This is a genomic window from Duodenibacillus massiliensis (assembly GCF_928721995.1).
GTDB lineage: Bacteria > Pseudomonadota > Gammaproteobacteria > Burkholderiales > Burkholderiaceae_F > Duodenibacillus > Duodenibacillus massiliensis.
In genome coordinates this window covers 342,640-366,524 of the sequence record NZ_OV788642.1, presented here as the reverse complement: position 1 = coordinate 366,524, position 23,885 = coordinate 342,640, and the positions used below count along the sequence as shown (strand labels likewise).

General features: G+C 57.4%; 18 protein-coding genes and 1 pseudogene. 17 read left to right on the top strand and 2 right to left on the bottom strand.

All coding sequences use genetic code 11. From position 1 onward, the window contains the following. Positions 1 to 187: 187 nt before the first annotated feature. From pyrH to NXF97_RS01625, 4 genes are all read left to right on the top strand, one after another. Positions 188 to 925, top strand: a complete 738-nt coding sequence (gene pyrH / locus NXF97_RS01640) for a UMP kinase (protein WP_074009562.1) — start codon at positions 188 to 190, stop codon at positions 923 to 925. Positions 926 to 967: 42 nt separating this feature from the next. After that, complete coding sequence (frr, locus tag NXF97_RS01635) at positions 968 to 1,531, top strand: ribosome recycling factor (RefSeq protein ID WP_022373629.1); 564 nt, start codon at positions 968 to 970, stop codon at positions 1,529 to 1,531. 104 nt (positions 1,532 to 1,635) lie between these two features. Further along, positions 1,636 to 2,343, top strand: a complete 708-nt coding sequence (uppS, locus tag NXF97_RS01630; RefSeq protein WP_022373628.1) for a polyprenyl diphosphate synthase — start codon at positions 1,636 to 1,638, stop codon at positions 2,341 to 2,343. A gap of 33 nt (positions 2,344 to 2,376) precedes the next feature. Then, positions 2,377 to 3,210 (top strand): phosphatidate cytidylyltransferase, encoded by an 834-nt coding sequence (locus NXF97_RS01625; RefSeq protein WP_022373627.1) that lies wholly within the window; start codon positions 2,377 to 2,379, stop codon positions 3,208 to 3,210. A gap of 16 nt (positions 3,211 to 3,226) precedes the next feature. On the opposite strand, the pseudogene NXF97_RS01620 reads toward NXF97_RS01625, so the two are convergent. Both NXF97_RS01620 and NXF97_RS01615 read right to left on the bottom strand, forming a co-directional pair. Next, positions 3,227 to 3,691, bottom strand: a pseudogene (locus tag NXF97_RS01620) (EamA family transporter); the annotation flags it as partial. Positions 3,692 to 3,721: 30 nt separating this feature from the next. Next, a complete protein-coding gene (locus NXF97_RS01615) occupies positions 3,722 to 5,323 on the bottom strand; it encodes a transposase (RefSeq protein WP_274956223.1) in 1,602 nt (533 codons plus the stop codon). A 463-nt stretch (positions 5,324 to 5,786) separates the two neighbouring features. Here NXF97_RS01615 and NXF97_RS01610 point away from each other — a divergent pair, with 463 nt between their 5' ends. From NXF97_RS01610 to rseP, 13 genes are all read left to right on the top strand, one after another. Next, positions 5,787 to 7,445, top strand: a complete 1,659-nt coding sequence (locus NXF97_RS01610; protein WP_274956222.1) for a CTP synthase — start codon at positions 5,787 to 5,789, stop codon at positions 7,443 to 7,445. Positions 7,446 to 7,514: 69 nt separating this feature from the next. Continuing rightward, entirely contained in the window at positions 7,515 to 8,366 is an 852-nt protein-coding gene (kdsA, locus tag NXF97_RS01605; protein ID WP_274956221.1) for a 3-deoxy-8-phosphooctulonate synthase, read from the top strand. 25 nt (positions 8,367 to 8,391) lie between these two features. Continuing rightward, complete coding sequence (gene eno / locus NXF97_RS01600) at positions 8,392 to 9,681, top strand: phosphopyruvate hydratase (RefSeq protein WP_274956220.1); 1,290 nt, start codon at positions 8,392 to 8,394, stop codon at positions 9,679 to 9,681. Between the two features lie 22 nt (positions 9,682 to 9,703). Then, positions 9,704 to 10,126, top strand: a complete 423-nt coding sequence (locus tag NXF97_RS01595) for a septum formation initiator family protein (protein WP_274956219.1) — start codon at positions 9,704 to 9,706, stop codon at positions 10,124 to 10,126. Between the two features lie 65 nt (positions 10,127 to 10,191). Further along, entirely contained in the window at positions 10,192 to 10,473 is a 282-nt protein-coding gene (locus NXF97_RS01590) for a hypothetical protein (RefSeq protein WP_274956218.1), read from the top strand. A gap of 192 nt (positions 10,474 to 10,665) precedes the next feature. Continuing rightward, a complete protein-coding gene (gene htpG / locus NXF97_RS01585; RefSeq protein ID WP_274956217.1) occupies positions 10,666 to 12,564 on the top strand; it encodes a molecular chaperone HtpG in 1,899 nt (632 codons plus the stop codon). Between the two features lie 113 nt (positions 12,565 to 12,677). Then, the gene (locus NXF97_RS01580; RefSeq protein WP_274956216.1) at positions 12,678 to 14,099 is read left to right on the top strand and encodes a DNA recombination protein RmuC; all 1,422 of its coding nucleotides are present in this window, start codon (positions 12,678 to 12,680) and stop codon (positions 14,097 to 14,099) included. A gap of 159 nt (positions 14,100 to 14,258) precedes the next feature. Continuing rightward, positions 14,259 to 16,826 carry a DNA topoisomerase IV subunit A gene (gene parC, locus NXF97_RS01575; RefSeq protein ID WP_274956215.1) on the top strand — a complete coding sequence of 856 codons (2,568 nt, stop codon included), beginning with the start codon at positions 14,259 to 14,261 and terminating at the stop codon, positions 16,824 to 16,826. 12 nt (positions 16,827 to 16,838) lie between these two features. Further along, complete coding sequence (locus NXF97_RS01570; RefSeq protein ID WP_274956214.1) at positions 16,839 to 18,779, top strand: histidine kinase; 1,941 nt, start codon at positions 16,839 to 16,841, stop codon at positions 18,777 to 18,779. A gap of 3 nt (positions 18,780 to 18,782) precedes the next feature. Then, entirely contained in the window at positions 18,783 to 19,931 is a 1,149-nt protein-coding gene (locus NXF97_RS01565; RefSeq protein ID WP_274956213.1) for a metallophosphoesterase, read from the top strand. 23 nt (positions 19,932 to 19,954) lie between these two features. Continuing rightward, on the top strand, positions 19,955 to 21,025 hold the full coding sequence (gene ppk2 / locus NXF97_RS01560; protein WP_022372316.1) for a polyphosphate kinase 2: 1,071 nt from the start codon (positions 19,955 to 19,957) through the stop codon (positions 21,023 to 21,025). Between the two features lie 261 nt (positions 21,026 to 21,286). Further along, positions 21,287 to 22,462, top strand: coding sequence for a 1-deoxy-D-xylulose-5-phosphate reductoisomerase (locus tag NXF97_RS01555; protein WP_274956715.1), 1,176 nt, complete (start codon positions 21,287 to 21,289; stop codon positions 22,460 to 22,462). 40 nt (positions 22,463 to 22,502) lie between these two features. Continuing rightward, complete coding sequence (rseP, locus tag NXF97_RS01550) at positions 22,503 to 23,858, top strand: RIP metalloprotease RseP (RefSeq protein ID WP_274956212.1); 1,356 nt, start codon at positions 22,503 to 22,505, stop codon at positions 23,856 to 23,858. The last annotated feature ends 27 nt before the right edge of the window (positions 23,859 to 23,885 follow it).

Here is a 23,885-nt window from a genome sequence, read left to right as displayed (position 1 = left end):
TTTTGCGGCCGTCACTTTCGCCAGCGAAGTCCGGACGCACGCAAAATTTTTTCTGATCCGCGTCTTAAGAAGGTCAGATTTGGCGGTATCATGACGCTGGATTTTTACGGATTTTTTATTAGGTCCTTTTCCTGATGCTTTGGGCCGGATAAAAAACGGGTTTGAAAGACATAATTGGAGCCACGACATGACAGAAACGAACGGGCAGACGCCTGCGCCTAAATTCAAACGAATTCTCCTGAAGCTTTCCGGTGAGGCGCTGATGGGGGATGACGCCTTCGGCATCAACCGCGCAACGCTTGCTTCGATCGTTGAAGACATCAAGGACGTTCTGTCACTCGGGGTGGAACTCGGTATTGTTGTCGGGGGCGGCAACATCTTCCGCGGTGTGGCTCTGGGCGCGACCGGTATGGACCGCGCAACCGGCGACTACATGGGGATGCTTGCGACCGTCATGAACGGTATGGCGCTGCAGGATGCGCTCAGAAACGCGGGCGTTGAAGCACGCGTGCAGAGTGCTCTGGCGATGGAGCAGGTGGCTGAACCCTATATCCGCGGCAGAGCGCTTCGCTATCTGCAGAAAGGCCGCGTCGTGATTTTCGCGGCGGGCACGGGCAATCCCTTCTTTACGACCGACACGACGGCCGCACTGCGCGGCGCCGAGATCGGCGCGGAAGTCGTTTTAAAGGCCACCAAGGTTGACGGCATCTATTCTGAAGACCCGAAGAAAAATCCCAATGCCACGCTTTACCACGACATCACGTTTGATGAATGCATGAAGCGTGACCTCAAGGTGATGGACGCAACGGCCTTTGCTCTTTGCCGTGATCAGAAGCTTCCGATCAAGGTTTTCTCCATCCACAAGAAGGGCGCGATGCGCCGTGTGGTTTTGGGGGAAGACGAGGGGACGCTCGTTCACTGCTAAAATAATTCAATTGTTTTTTGCCATACACATTAAAACAAGGCCATGACAACGATTGCAGAAATTCAGCAGACCGCTGAACACAAAATGAACCGTACGGTGGAAACGCTGCGTGAGGAATTCACGAAACTGCGTACGGGCCGTGCCTCGGTGGGGTTGCTCGACCACATCTCGGTTGAATACTACGGCTCGATGACGCCGCTTTCTCAGGTCGCGAACTTGGGCGTCGGCGACGCCCGCACGCTGACCGTGCAGCCCTGGGACCGCAAGATGATCCCTGTGATTGAAAAGGCGATTCTCACGAGCGACCTGGGCCTGAACCCGGCGACCTCCGGTGACATCATCCGCGTGCCGCTGCCTCCGCTTACCGAAGAGCGCCGCCGTGAAATCACGAAGGTGGTGAGAAGCGAAGGCGAAGACGCCAAGGTGGCCGTGCGTAATCTGCGCCGTGACGCCAACGAACAGGTGAAGAAACTCGAAAAAGCCAAGGAAGTGAGCGAAGACGACTCCCGCGGCGCCGAAAAGGACATCCAGAAGATCACCGACAAGTACATCGAAGCGATCGATAAAGTCGTTGCCGAGAAGGAAAAGGAAGTGATGACGGTTTAATGCCGTCTGCGGTATCCCTACAGTATTTCCGCCCTGAAAGCCGGTGTGTTTTCGGGGCGGTCATGTTCTTAATCCTCTGTTTTTGTTAAGGATTGTTTCGGGCGATGAGCTCACATATTCCGGCACATGTTGCGGTGGTGATGGACGGTAACGGCCGCTGGGCGAAGGCCCGTTTTCTGCCGCGCGTGGAAGGTCACAGGCGCGGAATGGCAGCCTTAAAGCGCCTCACCGAAGCCGCCCGCAAAGCCGGTATCCGGCATCTCACGGTCTTTGCGTTTTCAAGCGAAAACTGGAAGCGTCCCGCCGATGAAGTCAACGCCCTCATGCGCTTTTTCGTGGACGGCTTAACGCGTGAGGCAGAGCCTTTAAGAGAGGCCGGCATCAGGCTTCATGTGGTGGGGGATACCAAGGTCTTTTCGCCGGAGCTGCAGGCAGCGATCCGCACCGCGGAACAGATGACTGAGGGCGCGCAAGCCATGACCCTTAATATCTGTGCCAACTACGGCGGCCGCTGGGATGTGGTGGATGCCGTGAACCGCTTGGTGCGTGACGGCAAACCCGTGACGGTGGAAACGGTGACGGACGCTGTTTCCATGCAGTGGGCCGGGCCTGTTGATCTGATGATCCGTACCGGGGGAGAGCAGCGGATTTCAAACTTTCTTCTCTGGCAGCTCGCGTACGCCGAACTGTGGTTTACCGAAGTCCTGTGGCCCGACTTCAGCGAAGCCGACTTCAATGAGGCGCTGACCTGGTTTGCCGGACGCGAGCGGCGCTTCGGCCGGACCGGGGATCAGGTTAAAAACGGCGGCTAGTAAACCGCAACGACAACGCTTAAAGGTGGATGCATGTTAAAAACCCGCGTTATCACAGCTCTCGTTTTGGTGGCCGTTTTTGCCGCTGCCTGGTTCTTTTCGCCCGCTGCCTTTAAGGCGCTTATTGCCGCGGCCTTCATGATTGCGATGGGCGAGTGGCTCTTGATGCTTAAAGTCACGCCGGGTGCGGCAGGTGCCGCTGCCGTCATCGGTACCGTGGTGCTTGCAGCCTGCGCCTTTTACGATATTCGGTTAACCGACACGGTCTATACGGGCCTCATGCTCGTTGTGAGCTGCCTGTGGCTTGCGCTCACCGCTGTTTTGTTTGCTGCGCGCAACCTGGGTTTCCGCATAAAGCGCACGGTGTCGCTTGTCTTTGCCGTTCTCTTTCCGGTTTCCGCCTGGTTTGCTTTTGAACGGATGACCGCAACGGGCCTCGTATTCATGCTTTCGGTTTTCGCGGTTATTTGGCTTGCGGACATCTGCGCCTATTTCTGCGGCAGGCTCTTTGGCAAGCGCAAGATGGCGCCCGCAATCAGCCCGGGGAAGACCTGGGCGGGGGCTGTCGGAGCCGTTGTCTTTGTGTTTGCCTTTGCGATCATTGCCGCCGAGACCCTGCCGCACGACATGATTTTCACAAGTGTCGTTTTGGACAAGATGGGCTACGCCGCTGGGTTCGCAGCGGTTCTTCTGTTGGTGGCGGTTTCCATTGCCGGAGACCTTTTTGAGTCAGCCGTCAAGCGCCAGGCGGGCGTCAAGGATTCGAGTAATTTACTCCCCGGGCACGGCGGCTTTTTTGATCGCTTTGATTCCTCGCTGGCCGTTTTTCCGACGGCAGCGGCACTTCTTGCGGTTCTTACACTCTGAGTGTAAAACGCGCAAGTTACGCGAGCGGCCGGCCTTCGGCCGCTTTTTTCTGCCGCAAAACGGAAGCGGTCTGAAGAACGACCGAAAGCGCAATCAGAGCAAGCCCCGCCCAGAAGCTGAAGTTGAGTTCCCGGGCTTCGTCAAAAAGAACCATCGCAATGAGAATGGAGTAGACGGGCTCAAGGTTGTAGGAGAGGTTAAGCGTAAAGGCCGAGATGTGCTTTAACGCCATCATCTGCAGCAGGTACATCCCGAGCGTGATCACCGTGGCAAAGATCACGAGGTAAAGCGTATCGGGCCAAAGCACCGGCCAAAAGCGCGTTTCGGGGTTGGCCAGGAACACAAAAGGCGCAGCCGCCGCAAAGGAAAGAACGGCTCCGGCAAACTGCCAGGTAAGCACCGTTTCCGGATTGTGCGTGCGCCGGAAGGACTTCATGAAGATGGCGATCAGAGCTGCACCCGCGGCGCTTAGCACCCCGTAGAAAAGCCCAAGCCGGTAGCGCGAGTCAAACTAAACAACCCGCGCTTGAAAGCGCGGGGTTTCCTGACACGGTGCAGGCTTTCCCGTAACAGGCAAGGTTTTTGAGGCCTTGTCTGCCCGGGCATCCCCTGCACCACAGGAACATTTAAAACGCAACCGCTCTACGGGTACGGGCTTCATCAGCTCGATCCGTCGGTTCCGGCGAAGGACTGCTTCGTCTTGCCGATTCGCTGGTTTGTACTGCACTATCGATCCGGCGTTCCCTGAGACTTGTTTGAGCCTCGCAAGCGCTGATTGCTCAGCCTTCAGATCGTAGCTGTCAGTGGCGGGATCCGCAAAATACAGGTTCATGGCGGCCGCGACATCGCGGTCCATGTACCAGCCCGTATCTCCCAACTGATGACTTCTCTCCCAAAGAGCTTTCTTCCGGTACGTTCCCGTTTCGGGATCGTGCTGACTCGGGCGCAGTTTCCGGGGACTGACTTCCACCTCACAACAGCCGGCGCTTTCAGCCTTACTTGTCATCCGGGTTATCAATCCTGCAATACCGCTTTTGCCCAAACTCTTGCCGTATCCGGCTCTCTGAAATGCTTTGTATGAGTTCTTCTCCACAATGACGGTGCCGGCCCTGCCGAACACCTGGTTAATCACTTCGCCGTGCAGGCAACGGCGGGTTTGCGCCTGGCGGCGGTACAGATCCGCAAGTTTTGCCTTTGTTGCCTTATAGGTCTTGGATTCCTTCCAGACAATCTTTTTTCCGGCGGCTTTAACGGTGCCGTCCGCGTTGTAGCACTCCCGATTCGTGTCTCTGCGGGAGCGGTCCATGGCACGTAAAAGACGCGCAATCTCCTTTTCCTGAGAGACAGTGCCCGCGCTCACCAAAATCTTCTGCTGCCACTCGGGGCTGTAAAAAGTCATGGTCATCGGGCCCGGGTCAACAGCCACCTTGAGATCCTTGGGAGCATAAACGTGCTTGACGGGCGGTACGCCTTCGACAATGAGCTGAACAAAGTAGCGCATACGGCTGCGGATCATCCGCCGGACAAGACGGCAGTATTTGACACGCTTAAAGCCGGACGGATCTGTTGCTGAAAGAAGAGCTTCTTTCTGCCAGGCATCCGGGGCTTCAGCCTTTATCACCAGATCCAGAACCTCGAGCGTCCACGTCTTAGCCTTCCAACGCAACCCTGTTTTGTTTGATTTTCCCTCAACGCTGTGCAAGCCCCGTTTAGCACTCTTAAACCGCGGCTGACCGCCCTGATGAAGCAGCCAGCGCTCAATGCCCTGCCAGACACGTGTGGCAATTTTCTGCGCTTCGTTGATGCCGATGCGCTTTGTAAAGCCGCCCTTGGCACGGTGCTCTTTCACGACATCATGCAGGGCATACTCGGAAAGGTGGGCGGACTTCTGAATTTCCTTAAACCGCTTGTTGCGGTCTTTGCCCTTGGGCATCGCGGCCGTGAGCTTCCATGCTTCAGTGCTTTTCATGGCGCGCACGCGTTTCTTTGCCGTTCCGAGAACAGCATTGAAGAGCTGGCGTGCATCGGAGAAGTAGGTCTCCAGCGCACTTTCCTGATCCTCTCCGGTTTTCAGGCCCAGCTCGATGACAAAGGACGGTGTGCGCGATTTCATAGCGGCTGAATATACCTTAAGCGAAAACTATGTGCATGGTTTGGTTGCGTTTGGTCCAAGATTAAAAAATTTCGAAAGCCCGCAGTCCTCCCGGGGCTCAAGCCCCGGGCTTCCTGCGGGAAATTCTGTGAATCCCGTGAACAATGGACGCTGGCAGCGACAAATTTTTGAGGTTCGGTTATGCCTCCGATCGTGGGTTGTCTGATCGCCGTTTTGTTCGTCGGCGCTATCGGCATAGGACGAGCTTTGTACGGCTTCTGGCTCAAAAAGCACGGCAAACTTTGATACAACGCCGGTAGCAGGAACTGATTCTTCCTGGCATCCGCAAAAAGAACACTGAAACTGAACCTCTCTGTCTATATAATTCGCCCAATAACACTTCTCAAGGACCGTGCGGACGAATAGGCGGGCATGCGGCCGCTTTTTGTGCGTGCAGTTTTTGTACCTGGCGAGCGAAAAGAGAATGACTAAATATGTATTCGTGACCGGCGGCGTTGTCTCCAGTTTGGGTAAAGGCATCGCCGCCGCTTCTTTGGCGGCACTTCTGGAGTCCCGCGGACTCAAGGTGACGATGATCAAGCTTGATCCGTACATCAACGTGGATCCGGGCACGATGAGCCCGTTTCAGCACGGTGAAGTGTTTGTGACCGAAGACGGGGCGGAAACCGACCTTGACCTCGGCCACTATGAGCGTTTCATCTCCTCGAAGATGCACCGCTATAACAACTTCACGACCGGTCAGATCTATAAGAGCGTTCTTGAGAAGGAACGCCGCGGCGAATACCTCGGCAAGACCGTTCAGGTGATTCCCCACATCACCAACGAAATCCAGGAATTCATCCAGCGCGGAGCCAAAAATTCCTGCGGCGGACAGTGTGACGTCGCCGTTGTGGAAATCGGCGGCACGGTGGGCGACATTGAGTCGCTGCCTTTCGTTGAAGCGGTGCGCCAGATGAGTTTCCGTGTGGGCCGCGGCAACGCCTGCTTTGTGCATCTGACGCTGTGCCCGTATGTGGCCGCTGCCGGGGAACTCAAAACCAAGCCCACGCAGCACTCCGTGCAAAAGCTCAGAGAAGAGGGTGTGTACCCCGATCTCCTGCTTTGCCGCGCCGAACGCGACATTCCCGAAAGCGAACGCGCCAAGATCGCTCTCTTCTGCAACGTCCCGATGGACTGCGTGATCAGCGTCACCGACGCCAAGACCATTTACGAAGTGCCCCTCATGCTGCACGCGCAGCGCATGGACGACATCGTCTGTGAAAAGCTCGGTCTTAATACGCCGCCCGCGAACCTCTCCGTCTGGCAGGAAATCGTGCGCCGCATTAAGGAGCCCAAGCGCGAAGTCGTGATCGGCATGGTGGGCAAGTACGTCGATTACGCCGACAGCTATAAGAGCCTCAACGAAGCGCTCACGCACGCCGGTATCCGCACCGAAACCCGCGTGAAGACCCGGTGGGTGGACGCCGAACAGCTTGAAAAGGAAGGTACGGACTCCCTGAAGGGCGTTGACGCCGTGCTCGTTCCCGGGGGCTTCGGTAAGCGCGGCACCGAGGGCATGATTAAGGCGATCGAATACGCCCGCGTCAACAAGATTCCGTTTTTGGGTATCTGTCTCGGCATGCAGACAGCGGTCATTGAATTTGCCCGTCACGTCTGCGGTTTGGGCGGCGCCAATTCCACCGAATTTGATGTCGATACGCCGCACCCGGTGGTGGCGCTTATCACTGAGTGGCGCGATCAGTCCGGCCGCATCGAGCACCGCGATGAAAAAAGCGACCTGGGCGGGACGCTGCGCCTCGGGAGCCAGCGCGTGCCCGTTCAACCCGGGACGCTTGCGCAGAAGATTTACGGCGACACGGTCTGCGAACGTCACCGCCACCGCTACGAAGTCAACAACGCCTACGTTTCGCAGTTTGAGGCGCACGGCATGACGATTTCGGCGAGGACCCCGACCGAGCACCTGCCTGAAATGATGGAATTAAAGGACCATCCGTTCTTCTTCGGGGTGCAGTTCCATCCGGAATTTACGTCAAACCCCCGCACCGGTCACCCGCTTTTTGAAGCGTTTGTGAAGGCGGCGATTGACTACAAGGCTTCTCACGAAGGCTTTGGCGACAAGTAAGTTTTAACCCGAAGCGGTCACGGTACGCATGGTGCCGCGGCCGCTTTTGATACTTGAAGAGGTTACCCCGTGAAGCTCTGCGGATTTGAAACGGGCGGCCGGCGCCCCTTTTTCCTCATTGCCGGTCCCTGCGTGATTGAAAGCGAAGCGATGGTGATGGAAATCGCCGGGTTTATGAAGGAAGTCACCGGCAGGCTCGGTATTCCCTACATCTTTAAGGCCAGTTTTGACAAGGCTAACCGTACCTCCGACACGAGTTTCCGCGGTCTGGGGATGGCCGAGGGGCTGAGGATTCTTGCCGAAGTGCGCGAAAAAATCGGTGTGCCGGTTTTAACCGACGTTCACACCGAAGCCGAAGTTCCGGAAGTGGCCGCCGTCGTTGACGTCCTGCAGACGCCGGCCTTTCTTTGCCGGCAGACGGACTTTATCCGCGCCTGCGCCAAAAGCGGAAAACCCGTAAACATCAAAAAGGGGCAGTTTCTCGCGCCCCACGATATGGTAAACGTTGTCGCCAAGGCCCGTCATGCGGCTGAGGAAGCGGGCCTGGATCCCGACCGCTTCTGCGTGTGCGAGCGCGGTGCGAGTTTCGGTTACGGTAATCTCGTAAGCGACATGCGAAGCCTTGCGATCATGCGCGAAACCAAGGCCCCCGTCGTTTTTGACGCCACGCACTCGGTGCAGCTTCCGGGCGGCAACGGCACGTGTTCGGGCGGTGACCGTCGCTTTGTGCCGGTGCTTGCGCGCGCCGCGGTTGCGGTGGGCGTGGACGGCCTGTTTATGGAAACGCATCCGGATCCGGCGTGCGCCAAAAGCGACGGCCCCAACGCCGTGCCGCTCGCGAAAATGCCGGCCCTTTTGGAAAGCCTCACGGCCATTGACAAAATAGTGAAGGCCAAGCCCTTCCTCGAAGAAAACTTTTAACCTGATCTAGTAAGGATTCGTCTTTATGAGTTCTATTATCGATATCGTTGCCCGCGAAATTCTTGACAGCCGCGGCAATCCCACCGTTGAGTGTGATGTGTACCTTGAAAGCGGCACGATGGCCCGCGCGGCGGTTCCGTCCGGAGCCTCCACCGGCATCCGCGAAGCGATTGAACTGCGCGACGGCGACAAGAAGCGCTACGGCGGCAAGGGTGTGTTAAAGGCCGTTGAGAACGTGAACGGCGAAATCGCCGACGCCATTCTCGGCAGTGAAGCTAGCGATCAGGCCTTTATCGACCGCACGATGATTGAACTTGACGGTACGGAAAACAAGGGCCGTCTCGGCGCCAACGCCATTCTCGCGGTTTCGATGGCCGTGGCGCGGGCCGCAGCCGAGGAGTCGGGGCTTCCGCTTTTCCGCTACTTCGGCGGCATGGGTGCCGTTCAGATGCCGGTACCGATGATGAACGTCATTAACGGCGGCGCGCACGCCAACAACAACCTCGACCTGCAGGAATTCATGATCATTCCGGTGGGGGCTCCGAGCTTTAAGGAGGCGCTCCGCTACGGCGCGGAAACCTTCCACACCTTAAAGAAAATCATCAACAGCCGCGGCATGAGTACGGCCGTGGGCGATGAAGGCGGCTTTGCCCCGAAGTGCGAAAGCCACGAGGAAGCGATCGAACTCATCCTTGAAGCGGTGAAGCAAGCCGGCTTTGAGCCGGGCAAGGACATCATGATCGGCCTTGACTGCGCCTCAAGCGAATTCTTCGATAACGGTAAGTATGTGATGAAAAAGAGCGGCGGCAAGGCAATGTCCGCCGAAGAATGGGCCGGCGTGCTCGAAGGCTGGGTCAATAAGTACCCGATCATCAGCATCGAAGACGGTATGGCCGAAGGCGACTGGGAAGGCTGGAAGATGCTCACCGAGAAGCTTGGCGACCGCGTGCAGCTTGTGGGTGATGATCTTTTTGTCACCAACCCCAAGATTCTGAAGGAAGGAATCGAAAAGGGTGTTGCCAATTCGATCCTCATTAAGGTGAACCAGATCGGTACGCTCACCGAAACCTTTGAAGCGATTGAAATGGCAAAGCGCGCGGGCTACACCGCCGTCGTCTCGCACCGTTCGGGCGAAACCGAAGACAGCACGATTGCCGACATCGCCGTGGGGCTTAATGCCGGTCAGATCAAGACGGGCAGTATGTCGCGCTCTGACCGTATGGCCAAGTACAATCAGCTCCTTCGTATCGAAGAGCGCTTGGGCGACTGCGCGGTCTACCCGGGTAAAAGCGCTTTTTACTGCGTTAAGAAGTAACTGACGGACTGAAACTTTCACCGTGTCGCTGCGGCATTTGATTTACCTTCTTGTCTTTATCCTCGCGGTCGCGATTCAGTGGCCGCTCTGGTTCGGCAAGGGGGGCGTATTAAGAATGCAGGCTCTGGAGGCGGAGCTCGCAAGTGTGCGCGCCGCCAACGACCGGTTGCGTGCCGAAAACGATGCAGCTGCCGCCGAAATCGAGTCACTCGAAAGCGGCAGCGGCGCCGTAAGCGAGCGCGCCCGCATGCGTTTGGGTATGATTCGCAGCGATGAAATACTTTTCCGGCTGGTTCCGAAGGGAAAAAACGCGGCTCCCGTGCCCGAAATTCCCGAGAAGCCGACCGGAAAACAACAGATTTTTTCCCCCAAGCGTTCGGACCTTTATGTTCCGGGCTCGATTGAAGACGGGCAAGAGGCTCAGCAAAAAAGCCGCACCCCCTAGATCACGGCCGGCGATGTGAAGCATTCGGGCGAGAGGGACTGACTCTTAAAAAGGACTATAAGAAAATGACGCAGGTTATTCAGCAGCTCACCGTTTTTCTGGAAGGCGGTCAGAACATCGTGATTCCGTTTAACGCGGAAAAACCTGAAATCCTCAATCCCCAGATCGAAACCTTTCTGAAGGCTCTGAGCGAAAAGGATAAGAAGGACGGCAACTTCCTCTTCCAGGGTGCCCGCGTTGTGCTGATTCGTCTCAAGGACGTCTCCGCCTGTGACGTTGTGAGCCTCATCCGCAAGGAGGAAGCCCCCGCCAAGGCGACGAAGGCCGCGAAGGCTGCCGCGAAGTAATTTCGCATCAAGGGCCGGACAATCACGTATCCGGCCGCAGACGCCGCAAAACCTGTGGGTTTCTTAAGAGCCCCCGTTGTGTTTTGCGGCGTTTTTGTATCTTGAAACTCACCGGGACCGTCCCCAAATACGAGCAATCATTGATCGGCGCAACGCGTTTGCGCCCGTTTGTTTTTCGGAGACACATTCACCATGGCAGCACAGGTGCACGGTTTTCAGACCGAAGTCGCAAAACTACTTGATCTTCTCGCCAACTCGCTTTACTCCAATAAAGAAGTCTTTCTGAGGGAGCTCATTTCCAACGCCTCGGACGCCTTGGATAAGCTGCACTTTCTGTCGCTTACCGACCAAAAGCTTCTGGGCGACGATCCGATCCTCAGAATCCGCGTGAAGACCGATAAGGATGCGGGAACGCTGACGATTTCCGATAACGGCATCGGCATGACGGTGGAAGAGGCGCAGGAACACTTGGGCACCATCGCCAAGTCCGGTACCGATGAATTCTTTAAGTCGCTCTCCGGTGACGCCGCCAAGGACTCGCAGTTGATCGGGCGCTTTGGCGTCGGCTTTTATTCGTCCTTTATTGTCGCGGATAAAGTAACGGTTTACTCGCGCTCGGCAAAGGCTGCTCAAAACGAAGGCGTCTGCTGGGAAAGCGAAGGCTTGGGCACCTATACGGCTGAAAGAATTGACCGCAAGGAGCGCGGCACAGACATCGTGCTGCATCTGAAGGCGGATGCACAGAAGTTTTTGGATGCCTGGGTTCTGGAAACAGCGATCACGAAGTATTCGGATCACATCGCCGTACCTGTTTATCTCTGGAAGGAAAAGACGGCTGAAACCCCGAAAGAAGGGGAAAAGCCTGCGGTACCGGTATTTGAGTGGGTGCAGGTTAACGACGCCAAGGCCCTCTGGACGATCGCCCCGCGCGACGTAAAGGACGAGCAGTACAAGGAGTTCTATAAACATTTAACCCACGCCTACGACGATCCTTTGGTCTGGAGCCACAACAAGGTCGAAGGGGAGCTTGAGTACACGTCGCTTCTTTACATCCCGACCGAGGCCCCGTGGGACCTCTTTAACCGTGATGCCGAGCACGGGCTCAAGCTTTTTGTGCAGCGCGTCTTCATCATGGATGAAGCCGAGCAGTTCCTGCCGCACTACCTGCGCTTTGTGCGCGGGCTTGTGGACACGAACGACCTGCCCCTCAACGTTTCGCGTGAAATGCTGCAGGAAACGGCCGTGACGCAGAAATTGAAGAAAGCGCTCACGCACCGCGTGCTCACAATGCTTGAAAAGCTTGCCAAGGACGATCCCGCGAAGTACGCCGCCTTCTGGAAGACGTTCGGGCGCGTTCTGAAGGAAGGCCCCGTAGAGGATCCCGCCAACCGCGGCACTCTCATGAAGCTCATGCGCTTTGCCTCAACGAAGGCGGGCACGGGCAGTGAGGACGTGAGTTTGGCCGACTACGTTGCCCGTATGCCCAAGGGTCAGGACAAGATTTATTACCTCGTGGCCACCAGCCGGCAGACGGCGGAGACGTCGCCCTACCTTGAAGAGCTTAAGAAAAAAGGCATCGAAGTGCTTCTCATGTGGGAGCGGATCGACGAGTGGCTCATGGGGAACCTCTTTGAGTACGAGGGCAAGGCCTTTGTCTCGGTGACAAGCTCAGACCTCGAACTCGGGGAACTCGCTGACAAAAAGGACGAGGCCAAGGAAAAAGAAGCGGCTGAAAAAGCCAAACCCCTGGTTGAACGCTTTAAGAAGGCCCTCGGGGACAAGGTCGTTGACGTGCGCGCCGCAACGCGCCTCACAGACTCCCCGAGCTGCGTGGTGGCTGAAAACGGGGCGTTTATTTCGGCTCAGATGCGCCGCATGTTTGAGGCGGCGGGCCAGCCCGTGCCGCAGGCCCGCTACATTTTGGAAGTGAACGTCAATCATCCTTTGGTGCAGAAGGCGGCGGCCGGTGATGACGCGGCGTTTGAGCGCTGGGCCAAGGTGATCCTTGATCAGGCGGTTTTGGCCGAGCAGGGGACGCTTGCTGATCCCAACGGCTTTATCCGTGAAATGAATGCGCTGCTTGCCTCTTAACGGCAGTACGCTTTAACCCAACGCGCGGGCCCGGACTTTCGATAAACGAAACCGGGCCCGTTTCGTTTCTGCCTGTTAAGCTTCGTGCCGTACTTTTTCAAAGATCAGGCACTATGACAGGGGTAGCGGCTTTTTTAAACACCAATGCGGTTTTTCTCGTCGGGATTCTTGCGGCGCTGCTGGTGCTCGTCATTGTCCTTGCGGGCTTTATTCTCGCGGGGCAGGCGCGGGAAAAGCGCGGGCGCGAAGCCTTTGAAGAGACTTTTATCGCCGCGCTTGAGCGCCGCACGCACGAGACGGCGGCAGGGCTTGCCGTGCAGGTTAACGGCGTGAGAAGTGATGTGCTTGCGTCCTGCGAGCGCATGAATGACACCCAAAACCGCACGGCACAGTTTTTGTCCGATACCCTCGCAAGAAGCCAGGCCTTTGCCGCTGAGCGTGACAGAAGTCTGCAGACGGAACTGAGGCAAACCCTTGAGGGCCTCACGCGCACCCAAAACGAGGGGCTCTCGGCAGTGGCCCGGTCCATGAGCACCTTTCAGGAAGAAGCAAGACGCGAGGCGCGGACGCTTAACGACACCAACGCCCGTGCGCTTGAAGCGATGCGCGCGACGGTCGAGGAGAAACTGCAGGAGACGCTCGCAACGCGCCTTACCGCAAGCTTTAAGACCGTGGAAGATCAGCTCTCCGCCGTACACCGTGGTTTGGGCGAAATGCGCGAGATGGCAAGTAACGTTGAGGGGTTAAGGCGGGTACTCACCAACGTCAAAACCCGGGGCACGTTCGGTGAAGTGCAGCTCGGAATGATTCTTGAGGAACTCTTAACGCCCGAGCAGTATGCGGTCAACGTCGCAACGCGCCCGAAAAGTTCTGAGCGCGTGGAATTTGCCGTGAAGCTTCCCGGAAGAACAACCGGTGAAACCGTGTGGCTGCCGATTGACGCGAAGTTTCCTCTGGAAGACTATGAGCGGCTCACGCAGGCAACGGAAGCCGGGGACGCAGCCGCGGCGGAAGCGGCCCGCAAGGCGCTTTATAACCGGATACTGCTTGAAGCCCGAAAGATTCATGAGAAGTACGTGGAGGTCCCGTATACGACGGAATTTGCGGTGCTTTACCTCCCGGCTGAGAGTCTCTGGGCTGAGGTTTTGAAGTGCCCGGGGCTCATGGAGCGGATTCAGCGGGAAGTGCGGGTGACGGTCGCAGGCCCCACGGTTTTGGCGGCACTTATCAACAGCTTGCAGATGGGTTTCAGGACCTTGGCCGTCGAAGAAAAAAGTGCGGAAGTCTGGCGGCTTCTGGCAGTCGTTAAAACCGAATTTGAGCGCTTTAATGAGGCGGTTGCCAAAGTGGAAAAACGCATTGAAGGCGTCACGGGCGACCTTACCAAACTCAGAACCCGCACCAACGTCATGAACCGCCGGCTCAGGGATTTAAACGCGGGAGAGGCTGATGCGGCCGCTTTGCCGGAAAGTAAGGCAAAGGACGTGTCCGACACGGTTCATGACGATGATCTCGACGGCAGGGACAACTATTAGGTGCTTTTCGTGCGGGCTTTGTCAAAGTTTTTGCCCGAAAAAGCAGTACTTTCCTGAGTTAAAATCAAATGTTTGCGATTCTTTCCGGTTGTCCTCTGAAGAAGACGGCCGGGACCGCACGGGCGCAATCTTTTTCTTGACGGACAGACGGTAATTTTTATGGCCAAGGCAACAGACGGCAAACACGTGACGACAAAACTTTTCCCGGAAGAAAAGGTGAAGGACGCGGCTCCTGAAGCGACCGAGGAGGGCAAGGAAACGCCGGAGGCTGATCAGGCTTCCGAAACTTCTGATGCAGCGTCTCAGGATGGTGAAGGCGACGAAAGCGAGGCTCCCGCTGAGAAAAAGAATCTGCTGCCTGCGGCGCTTGCAGGCGACCTGCCGCCTAAAGAAACCGATGCAGATGAATTGACGCTTGCGCACTACGCGGCACGCGCCTATCTCGAGTACGCCCTGTCGGTTGTGAAAAGCCGTGCTCTGCCCGACGTTGTTGACGGCATGAAGCCCGTGCAGCGCCGTATTCTTTACGCGATGCAGCGGCTGCACTTAACCGCCTCGGACCGCTTTTCAAAAAGCGCCCGCGTGGTGGGCGACGTGATCGGTAAATACCATCCCCACGGCGATCAGGCGGCCTATGACGCGATGGTGCGAATGGCGCAGCCTTTCTCGATGCGCTATCCCCTCGTTGACGGTAAGGGCAATTTCGGCAGCCGCGACGGGGACGGGCCGGCTGCCATGCGTTACACCGAAGTGAGGCTTCAGAAAGCGGCGTCGCTGCTTTTGGACGAAATCGACAGCGAGGACGTGGAGTTTCTTTCCAACTACGACGGCACCTTGAAGGAACCGGCGGTGCTGCCGGCAAAGCTTCCGCTGCTGCTGTTAAACGGCGCAAGCGGCATCGCCGTGGGTATGGCAACGGAAATTCCGCCGCACAACCTCACGGAGGTCGCAGACGCCGTATTGCTTCTTTTAGCGCACCCCGATGCGACGTTAGACGACATTTTGGAAAAGATTCCGGCGCCGGACTTCCCGGGGGGCGGGCAGATCATCACGTCGCCCGCGGAAATCCGGGCAGCTTATGCGTCGGGTCGAGGGAGCTTTCGCGTGCGGGCGCGCTACCACTTTGAAGACCTGCAGCGCGGGCAGTGGCAGCTTGTGATTGATGAACTGCCGCCGGCGGCAAGCGCCGAAGGCGTGCTCTCGGAAATCGAGGAAATCACCAATCCCAAACCCAAAGCCGGCAAAAAAGCGCTCACAGCCGATCAGCAGCAGACAAAGAGCGCGATGCTCGCGGTTCTGGAGCGCGTCAGAAACGAATGCAGCAAAGACGAGCCCGTGCGGCTCGTGTTTGAACCGAAGACCTCGCGCATTGACCGTGATCTCTTTGTGAATACCTTGCTTGCGCAGACGTCGCTTGAATCCAACGCCCCGATTAACCTCGTGATGATCGGAACCGATGGGCGTCCCGCGCAAAAGGGCCTGAGAACAGTGCTCTCGGAATGGGTGAACGCCCGCATGGGGATTGTGCGCGCCCGCACGGACGCAAGGCTTAAAAAGGTGCTTGCGCGGCTTCACATCCTTCAGGGCCGCGTCATCTGCTGCGACAACATCGAGCGCGTGATTGAAATCATCCGGTTTGAAGAAAAGCCGGCTGAGGTGCTTGCGAAGGAATTTAATCTTTCTGAGGAACAGGTCGCCGACATCCTTGACCTGCGCTTAAGACAGATCGCAAACCTCGAGTACGAGCGCATCCACAAAGAAATCAAGACGCTTGAAGCCGAGAAGGCCGAACTCGAGAAAATTCTGGGCGACGAAAAGGTTCTGAAACGCCTGATTGCCAAGGAAACCAAGGAAGCCGTGAAGGCCTTCGGGGACGAGCGCAGAACGCTTGTTGAAGCCGCCAAAAAAGCGGTGGTCGAGCAGGTGGTCACCAACGACCCTGTGACGGTGGTGATTTCCCAGAAGGGCTTTGTGCGCTCGCGCACCGGCCACGGGCATGATGCGTCCCTCATGAACTTCAAGGTGGGCGACGACCTCTTGGTCTCCTTGGAATGCATGACGACCGATACGCTTGTTGCGGTTGCTTCCGACGGCCGCACGTATTCGACGCCTGTGGCGCAATTGCCCGGAGCCCGCGGTGACGGCCTGCCGCTCACAAGTTTCTTTGATATTGACGCAAAGACCGAGATTGTTGGGTACCTTGCCGGTAAAGGCGAAGAGGGTGTTGTCTTTGCGGCCGACAACGGTTTTGGGCTGAAGTGCCGTCTGTCAGATCTCTTTGCACGCGTGAGAAGCGGCAAAGCCTTTATGAGGCCCGATGAAGGCGCCAAGCTGCTTGCGCCGCAGGTGATCGGTAAAGAGACGCCGTACCTCGCGTGCCTTTCCGGTGAAGGCCGGCTTCTCGTGTTTGACCTCTCGGAATTAAGGGAACTCCGTGGCGGCGGCAAGGGTGTGATCCTCATGGACCTTAACCCCGGTGAACAGCTGCTCGCCGTGCTGACCGCAGGCGACACAGGCTGCATCGTAAGCGGCAAGGGCCGCAGCACGGTGCGTCAGAAGACACTGGTGAAGGCCGACTGGCAGCAGCAGTTCGGGCACAGGGCGCGTAAGGGCCGGCCGCTTCCGATCCGCTTTGCCGCGCAGATGCTCTCTGCCATCCCGACCCAAGCCGCCGGCGGCGGGGAGGCCGCCGCGCAGGAAGAAGAGCCTGAACCCACACTTTTCTAAACGGTATAAGAGATGGCGTCACTTTATCCCAAGCGCGTCAAAGGGCTGTTTCGGTCGCTTTCGCTGCGCCTTCTGGCGCTCACCATGCTTTGGGTGTCCTTTATCAGTATGTGCCTCGGATACACCGTGGTGCTGGGCTGGCAGATGGAAGCGAGTTCCACCGTCATCAACCGGGTGGAAAGCATGAAGACCGGGGTGTATCAGGTGAACGCTGCCGTCAACGACACCGCGTCTGATGCCCTTTATCAGAGCGCCGTGCGCCGTTTTGCCGAGGATCTCGAGAAAATGGAGCAGGGCGAGGAGTGGCTTAATTCCGCGATTTGGCGCGATGAGGCCGTCACCGGCCGTGTGGTGCGCATTAACCGCGAATGGATCGGCACGGTACTCCCGCTTTTTACCGATGCGCATTTAAACGGAACGGCAGTTGACCCCAAGCGCCTCACGACGATTCTCACGGAGCTCACGCAGCTGCAGCAGTATCTGGAAAAAAGCCGCACGGTACTGATGAGCTACCAGCGGTGGATTCAGCTTGCGATCATTGTGCTTGCGGTGGGAAGTCTCTTTGTGATCATGGCCCTGCTGCTGCGCTGGGTGATCCGTCCCACGGAAGCCCTGCGGCGCGGGATTGAAAGCGTCACGAGGGGAAATCTTTCCACGCGGGTGAACCCGGAACCCACAAGCGAAGAGTTTGAGCGTATCGGCCAGGGCTTTAACGCGATGGCCGGGCGCCTTGAAGACCTCGTGGAAAACCTTGAAGGCAAGGTCACCGAAAAAACGCAGGCTGTTGAAGAAAAAAACCGCAATCTTGCGCAGCTTTATGAGTTGTCTTCTTACCTCGGGCGTCAGCACAGCGTGGATGAGATCTGTGAAGGCTTTACGGCGCGGCTAATGCACTTCACGAATGCCTCGGGCTGCGCGGTCTTTTTGCTGAACGAAAAGACAAAGACCCTGGAACTTGCGGCCGGCAGCGGCCTGCCGGAAGCGCTTTTTTCCCGGTGGGCGGCGAAGCCTCTGCCTCTCGTGCAGCTTAAAAACGCGATGGAGGCGGACCTGCCGCTTCGGGTGACGCCCGAGACGCCGGCTGATTTTCTGACGTCTCTGCGGGAGACCGAAGGCACGAGTCCGCGAATCCGCACGACCTACGTTTTCCATATCCGAAGCGGCACCAAAAACCTCGGGATTTTCCTCTTGTGCTACGACGAAACGAAGCAGCTGGCAGCACAAAACTACCGGCTCTATGAGAGTTTCGGTTCGCACCTTGGGGTTGCCATTGACAATATCCGCCTCATTGCCCGCGACCAGCAGTACGCGGTCGTGCAGGAGCGCACGCTCATGGCGCAGGGGCTGCACGATTCGATCGCTCAGTCTTTGTCGTTTTTAAACATTCAGGTGCAGTTACTTGAAAGCGGCCTTAAAAACGACGATAAGGCGCTTGTGAACGACACCGTCGCACAGATCCGCACCGGCGTGCAGGAGTGCTACGAAGACGTCCGTGAGCTGTTGCTGAACTTCCGCGAGCGGCTTCATAAGGAAAGCTTTGCCGCAGCAATTGCGACCGCGATTGAACGCTTTGAGATTCAGACCAAACTCAAGGCCCAGATTATCTCGGAAGGCAAGGAACCGAACCTCACCGACAAGCAGCAGCTGCAGGTGATTTTCATCATGCAGGAAGCTTTGGCCAACGTGCGCAAGCACTCGCACGCCACGGACGTGAGAATCGTCATCGACAGCCGCTCTGACTTTACGCTGACCGTCATGGATAATGGCTGCGGCATTGATATGGAACTCTTAAAGCAGCGCGGCAAACGCCACGTCGGCATGAACATCATGCGCGAGCGCGCGGAAAAGATCGGTGCGAGCGTGGCAATCGGCCCGGTGGACGCGTCGGTCTTCCCGCACGGCACGGCCGTACGGCTTTCGATTCCCGCAGCCCTTTTCCGCGAGGTGCATTAAGTTATGCGCTTTGCTGTGATCCTGCCGCTATTGGCGCTCTTTGTCTTTTTTCGGGCGGTGTGGCCCGTGACGGTAAGCCTCAGGTGGCGCGTGTTCTGGGCCGTTCTTTTGGCAGCGGGTGCCCTTTTCCCGAGTGTTGTGGTTGTAGTCGGGGGCTCCATGGTGGCGCCGGTGCTGCCGGAAGCTGTGATGGTCATCGGGGACTACCTCGAACTCACGGTGGTCTGCGCGGCGGCGTTGACCGCTTTGCGCGAAGTCGTCTCGCTTTTTCTTCGCATTGCGCCGGGGCTTCCCTTTAATCGGCTGGCAAAAAATAAGTCCCTTGCGGCCGTGATTGCCGTCGTGGCTGTTTTTGCCACGGCCTGGGGCGAATGGCGGGCGCTTGCCGCGCCCGAAGTCGTGCGGGTGGAGATTGCCGTTGACGGGCTGCCGGGAGCGTTGGACGGCTTCTCGGTTGCACAGGTTTCTGACCTTCACGTGAGTTCGCTGATTTCCGGAAAGCGCCTTGAAAAGGCTGTGGCGGCGGTGAATGCTCTTAAGCCCGACCTTATTGCGCTCACCGGAGACTTTGCCGACGGCACGGCCGCGCACCTGGCGCCTGTGATGCAGGCTTTAAAGGATCTTCGGGCTCCCTACGGTGTGTGGGGCGTTGACGGCAATCATGAGCACTACACGGATTACGCGGGGTGGCGGGAACTTTTGCCCAAACTCGGCGTAAGGATGCTTTGGAATGCTCACGGCGTTATAGATGTAAAGGGGACGCCTTTGGTGGTCGCAGGGCTCACAGACCCCATGGCCGCGCGTTTCGGCCGGGAACTGCCGAACCTTGAGAAAGCGCTTTTCGGTTCGCCCGACGCAACGGTTTTGCTGCTTGCGCACCAGCCCAAGCTCGCCTTTAAGGTCGCGGGCCGTGGCGTTGACCTGCAGCTTAGCGGCCACACGCACGGCGGGCAGGCGCCCGGCATTGCGTTTGTGACGGAGCGCCTTAACGCGGGGCTTTTGAAAGGCCTCTACAACATCCCGGCAGCCGAAACGGGTGCCGGAAATCTCAGGCTCTACATTAATCAGGGCACCTACCTCTGGAACGGTTTTCCTTTGCGAATCGGCACCACGGGTGAGGTGACTTTAATTACACTCAAGAAATCGTCCTGAGGACTTATATCCGGAGACAGACCATGGCCAAAAAGACGGAAGACAAAGAAAAGCACCTCACTGAGGAAATCGACCGCGTGGCCGTGATTGATGCCAAAGACGACGGCGCCAAAGCCGTTAAACGCCTCTTAAAGAGCCTCGCGGGGGCGGGGTTCGCCGCTGAGCCCGCGACACTCGCAGAGACAATCACCGCGCGCTTTCCGCCTGAGACGCGCGATAAGGTCCTGCGTGACCTCATTGCGCGGGAGGCTGCCGAACGGTTTGAAGAAACGGGCAAAGTTCTCGAGCACATGAACGATCTGGTCCCTCAAGCCGCTGAAGGCGCTTATCCCTATGCGAACGGCTACGACAACGACCTTTACGAAGAAGAGCTCTACGGGCTCCAGATTGAGCTTCTGAAACTGCAGAAGGACGTGAAGGAAAAGGGCAAGAAGGTAATCATCCTTTTTGAGGGCCGTGACGCCGCAGGTAAGGGAGGCACCATTCAGCGCTTCGTGGAAAACATGAATCCGCGCGGCGCGCGCATCGTGGCTCTGGCTAAACCCACGGACGCCGAAAAGGGACAGTGGTTCTTTCAGCGGTACGTCAATCAACTCCCGAGCCCCGGGGAAATCGTCTTTTTTGACCGCTCCTGGTACAACCGGGCCGTGGTGGAACCCGTCATGGGCTTTTGCACCAAGGAGCAGACCGAGCTCTTTTTACGGGAAGTTCTGAACTTTGAAAAGAGCCTCGTCGATAACGGCATCCAGCTTTTTAAGTTTTGGCTTGATGTGGGCCGTAAGGAACAGAAGCGCCGGTTTAAGCAGCGCAAGATCGATCCGCTGCGCCGCTGGAAGCTTTCGCCCGTGGATTTGGCGTCGCTTGACAAGTGGGACGAATACACCGCCGCAATTGAACGGATGTTCCGCACGACGGAAGCCCCTTACGCACCCTGGACCATTATCCGCAGTGATGATAAGCGCCGGGCGCGGCTTAACGCCATCCGCGTGGTGTTAAATGACTCGGACTACGGTGAAAAGCGCACGGACTTTGTCGAGCGCATCGACGGGCGGATTGTGCTTTCGGTGCCGGAGTATCTGAGGCTTAAAGCATAAGACGAGGGCAGGTAGCGAGAACGGAAATCCGCCCGGTGCCGGCTTTGCTTGCGGTATTCCCAAAAGGCTTCCTTCCGGAGAAGTCAGAGCGCCTTTGAAATTCTAACTTTCAATGCTTTGCTGGAAACTGCCTTTGATTTTTAAGGAAATTATCGCTCGGCCGCATCGTCTACAATGTACCCGCTCCGCAACTTTCACTGCGGTTGTCTCAGGGGCCGGCAGGACCAAGAGGTCTGAAGGCTCCTCCCATCTATGACGTCACTGACAAACATCGCCATTTTGGGCGCTACCGGTTCGATCGGCCGCAGCGCGCTTGAAGTTATCTCCCGCTATCAGGAGCGCTATCGTGTGTTTGCGCTTACTGCAGGGTCCAACGTGGAAAAGCTCGCGCAGCTTGCAAGCGTCTGGCGTCCCTATATCGTCGCAATTGCCGATGAATCACGCTATAAGGCCCTTGTTGAGGAGATGCGCAAACTCGGCATCACCGGCGTGAGCGTGGCGGCGGGCGCTGACGCGATCAGCGATATTGCCGCGATGCAGGATGTGGACGTCGTGGTGCAGGCCGTGGTGGGGGCCGCGGGCGTTGCGCCGAGCTTTGCGGCGGCCAAGGCAGGGAAGCGCCTTTTACTTGCCAACAAAGAAAGCGTGGTGTGCGGAGGGGAGCTTCTCATGCAGACCGTGCGTGAGAATAAGGCGCTCCTTTTGCCTGTTGACAGTGAACACAATGCGGTAGCGCAGTGCCTGGCATCGGCTGACGACGAGGCCAAACGTGACGCCGTCATTTGGCTTACCTGCTCAGGGGGCCCCTTTCACCATCAGAAGTCCCTGGAGCTCTCGGAGGTGACCCCGGATATGGCCTTGGCTCACCCCACATGGCACATGGGCGCCAAAATTTCCATTGACTCGGCAACCCTCATGAATAAGGGGCTTGAAGTCATTGAAGCGCATCACTTGTTCGGGGTCCCCGCGGAGCGTATCCGCACCGTCATCCATCCGCAGTCGGTGATTCACTCGATGGTGCAGTACGGGGACGGCGCGGTCCTCGCGCAGATGGGGCCCGCGGACATGTGTATGCCCATTGCCTGGTGTCTGGGGTATCCGGAGCGTTTGGACGGCGGCGTGGACCGCCTCGACTTCACAAAAGTGAGTGCCCTGACGTTTGAAGAGCCCGACACCGAGCGCTTCCCGCAGCTTTCCTACGCCTATGAGGCACTTAACATGGGCGGGATTTCCTCGATCGTGTTAAATGCCGCCAACGAAGTGGGGGTAAGGGCGTTTCTGGACGGCAGAATCCGTTTCACCGACATTGCCAAACTCTGCTCGGTGATGATGAGCAAGTTCCAGGGTGAGGCGCCCGCGTCGCTCGAAGAAATTTTGGCTGCCGACAAAGAAGCCCGGCAGAGAGCTCAGCGCTGGGTCACTCAGAAGTCACGCTGATACCCAACAATCTGCAACCGCCATCTATTAAGACGGGAACATGCTCGGAATCATTGGTTTTGTCCTCACGGTAGGGATCATTGTCGTCATTCACGAATGGGGACACTACATTGTCGCCCGCATGGCGGGCGTAAAAATCCTCGCGTTTTCATTTGGCTTCGGTAAGGTTCTTTTAAAGAGAACCGATAAGCGCGGCTGCGAATGGCGGCTTTCGATGTGGCCCCTGGGGGGCTACGTCAAGATGCTTGATACGGCCGAAAAAGAGGACCTTTTAAAAGAAGGGAAGACTTTTTCGGAAGCCGACTGGGCCAATGCCTTTGACCGCAAGTCCGTCTGGCGCCGCTTTGCCGTGGTGTTTGCGGGCCCTGCGATGAACCTCATCCTGGCGGCGTTGATTTATGCCGCTTTGGCAATGCTCGGGACGTATGAACCGTCCGGGAAGATGGGCGTGCCCCCTGCCGGAACCCAGGCGTATGAATTGCGGATTGACGCCGGTGATTCGGTTACCCGGGTCGCAGACGTTTCGGTTAAGACCCGCAACGCCGTGCGGATGGAATTTTTAAACCACATGGGCGAAGCCGACGTTCCCGCGACGGTGACAACCGAAGGGGGCGTGCCGCGCACCGTGCGTTTTGACCTCTCCGCCTTTCACGGTGACGGCCAGACCGATCCTTTGGAGTACCTGGGCCTTATGCCCTATGCGCAGGCCGTCGTAGTGGCTGAAGTCATAAAGGGCGGGGCAGCGGAGGCTGCGGGCCTAGCCCGCGGCGATACGGTTCTCACGCTTGACGGAAAACCGGTCACGGGCGTGCAGTCAATGATTACGGCCATCCGCGCAAAGACCGGAAAAACGCTGGAGATGCGGGTTAAAAACCCCGAAGGTGTTGAGCGCACCGTCGTCACCGAAGTGCGCCCCGAGAATGTAAACGGTCAGACGATCGGCCGCATCGGCGCGAGCCTCGGCTCCGTCGGGGACTTTGTCTTTGAACACGCGGGGCCGGTTGACGCTTTGGGCATCGGGGTCGTGAAGGTCTGGGACACGATCCGGCTTACCGTGAATTCCGTCGCCGGGATGCTTTCCGGCAACGTCAGCGTCAAAAGCATTTCCGGACCCGTTGCAATCGGGGATATGGCCGGGCAAACCCTTCAATACGGGTTTGTGCCGTATGTGCTTTTCCTGGCGCTCATCTCAATCAGCATCGGTGTTTTAAATCTCCTGCCGGTGCCGGTTCTCGACGGCGGACACCTCATGTTTTATTTGTATGAAATGGTGACGGGCCGCAAACCCGCGCCGCAGGTTGCCGAGTGGGGGCAGAAAATCGGTGTTTTTCTGCTTCTTTTGCTGATGGTTTTGGCCGTGGGTAATGACATAACGCGCCTCTTCGGGCTAAACTGACGAAGTTTCTGTGCCCGATAAGCCGTG

What these genes read in the sequence shown, in the direction of transcription:
- pyrH (WP_074009562.1), top strand. Translation starts at nt 188, where the DNA reads ATGACAGAAACGAACGGGCAGACGCCTGCGCCTAAATTCAAACGAATT.
- frr (WP_022373629.1), top strand. Translation starts at nt 968, where the DNA reads ATGACAACGATTGCAGAAATTCAGCAGACCGCTGAACACAAAATGAAC.
- uppS (WP_022373628.1), top strand. Translation starts at nt 1,636, where the DNA reads ATGAGCTCACATATTCCGGCACATGTTGCGGTGGTGATGGACGGTAAC.
- NXF97_RS01625 (WP_022373627.1), top strand. Translation starts at nt 2,377, where the DNA reads ATGTTAAAAACCCGCGTTATCACAGCTCTCGTTTTGGTGGCCGTTTTT.
- NXF97_RS01615 (WP_274956223.1), bottom strand. Translation starts at nt 5,323, where the DNA reads ATGAAATCGCGCACACCGTCCTTTGTCATCGAGCTGGGCCTGAAAACC.
- NXF97_RS01610 (WP_274956222.1), top strand. Translation starts at nt 5,787, where the DNA reads ATGACTAAATATGTATTCGTGACCGGCGGCGTTGTCTCCAGTTTGGGT.
- eno (WP_274956220.1), top strand. Translation starts at nt 8,392, where the DNA reads ATGAGTTCTATTATCGATATCGTTGCCCGCGAAATTCTTGACAGCCGC.
- NXF97_RS01590 (WP_274956218.1), top strand. Translation starts at nt 10,192, where the DNA reads ATGACGCAGGTTATTCAGCAGCTCACCGTTTTTCTGGAAGGCGGTCAG.
- htpG (WP_274956217.1), top strand. Translation starts at nt 10,666, where the DNA reads ATGGCAGCACAGGTGCACGGTTTTCAGACCGAAGTCGCAAAACTACTT.
- NXF97_RS01580 (WP_274956216.1), top strand. Translation starts at nt 12,678, where the DNA reads ATGACAGGGGTAGCGGCTTTTTTAAACACCAATGCGGTTTTTCTCGTC.
- parC (WP_274956215.1), top strand. Translation starts at nt 14,259, where the DNA reads ATGGCCAAGGCAACAGACGGCAAACACGTGACGACAAAACTTTTCCCG.
- NXF97_RS01570 (WP_274956214.1), top strand. Translation starts at nt 16,839, where the DNA reads ATGGCGTCACTTTATCCCAAGCGCGTCAAAGGGCTGTTTCGGTCGCTT.
- NXF97_RS01565 (WP_274956213.1), top strand. Translation starts at nt 18,783, where the DNA reads ATGCGCTTTGCTGTGATCCTGCCGCTATTGGCGCTCTTTGTCTTTTTT.
- ppk2 (WP_022372316.1), top strand. Translation starts at nt 19,955, where the DNA reads ATGGCCAAAAAGACGGAAGACAAAGAAAAGCACCTCACTGAGGAAATC.
- rseP (WP_274956212.1), top strand. Translation starts at nt 22,503, where the DNA reads ATGCTCGGAATCATTGGTTTTGTCCTCACGGTAGGGATCATTGTCGTC.